General features: G+C 70.1%; 1 protein-coding gene. It reads left to right on the top strand.

Annotated features, from left to right (window positions below):
* Window positions 1–231: 231 nt before the first annotated feature.
* On the top strand, window positions 232–1,614 hold the full coding sequence (locus ACWGIU_RS37410) for an L-serine ammonia-lyase (protein WP_453712519.1): 1,383 nt from the start codon (window positions 232–234) through the stop codon (window positions 1,612–1,614).
* Window positions 1,615–1,642 lie beyond the last annotated feature (28 nt).

Here is a 1,642-nt window from a genome sequence, read left to right as displayed (position 1 = left end):
CGACGCGCCCCGCGGTCCGCACCGGCCCGGTCGATCACGCGGGCCGGTACCCGGGGCCCGGGCCACGGGCCGGCACCCGGCCGACCCGTCCACGTAATCCTTCCCACCTCGTCCGGATTCCGGGACGTTCACCTCGCCGCGTTAAGCTCGTCTATCGGACAAAATCCGAATAATCCACTTCTCCTCTCCTGCCCCCTCCCACCCCACGAGCAGACAAGGGAGTCCGCCACCGTGGCCATCTCCGTCTTCGATCTCTTCTCCATCGGTATCGGTCCCTCCTCCTCCCACACGGTCGGTCCGATGCGGGCCGCGCGCATGTTCGTGACGCGGCTGAAGAAGGACGGCGTGCTGGCCCAGACCACCTCCGTCCGCGCCGAGCTCTTCGGCTCCCTCGGCGCGACCGGCCACGGGCACGGCACGCCCAAGGCGGTGCTGCTCGGCCTGGAAGGCCACTCCCCCCGCACGGTGAACGTCGAAACCGCCGACAGCGAGGTCGAGCGCATCCGCAAGAGCGGCCGGCTGCGGCTGCTGGGCGCGGAGATAGGTGATCTCCACGAGATCGCCTTCGACGAGCCGAACCAGCTGATCCTGCACCGCCGCCGGTCCCTGCCGTACCACGCGAACGGCATGACGCTCTTCGCGTACGACAGCGCCGGCACCCCGCTGCTGGAGAAGACCTACTACTCGGTCGGCGGCGGTTTCGTCGTGGACGAGGACGCGGTCGGCGAGGACCGGATCAAGCTCGACGACACGGTACTGAAGTACCCCTTCCGCTCCGGCGACGAGATGCTGCGCCTCGCGAACGAGACCGGCCTGTCGATCTCCTCCCTGATGCTGGAGAACGAGAAGGCCTGGCGCACCGAGGACGAGATCCGCGAGGGCCTCCTGGAAATCTGGCGCGTCATGCAGTCCTGCGTCTCGCGCGGCATGTCCCGCGAGGGCATCCTCCCCGGCGGCCTGCGGGTCAAGCGCCGGGCCGCCGCCACGGCGCGCCAGCTGCGCACCGAGGGCGACCCGATGCTGCACCGCAGCGAGTGGGCGACGATCTACGCGATGGCGGTCAACGAGGAGAACGCGGCCGGCGGCCGGGTGGTGACCGCGCCGACCAACGGCGCCGCGGGCGTCCTGCCCGCCGTACTCCACTACTACATGAACTTCGTGCCGGGGGCGGACGAGGACGGCGTGGTCCGCTTCCTCCTCGCCGCGGGCGCGATCGGCATGCTGTTCAAGGAGAACGCCTCGATCTCCGGCGCCGAGGTCGGCTGCCAGGGCGAGGTGGGCTCCGCCTGCTCGATGGCGGCCGGCGCCCTCGCCGAGGTCCTGGGCGGCACCCCGGAGCAGGTCGAGAACGCGGCCGAGATCGGCATGGAGCACAACCTCGGTCTGACCTGCGACCCGGTCGGCGGCCTCGTGCAGATCCCCTGCATCGAGCGCAACGGCATGGCGGCGGTCAAGGCCGTCACCGCGGCGCGGATGGCGATGCGCGGCGACGGCAGCCACAAGGTGTCCCTCGACAAGGTCATCAAGACCATGAAGGAGACCGGCGCCGACATGAAGGTGAAGTACAAGGAGACCGCCCGCGGCGGCCTCGCGGTCAACGTCATCGAGTGCTGACGCGCACCGCGTGACACGAGAGGGGTCC

It is taken from the genome of Streptomyces sp. NPDC054840 (assembly GCF_053611065.1).
Note: the sequence above shows the minus strand (reverse complement) of the source record. Positions and strands in the feature narration are given on the sequence as shown.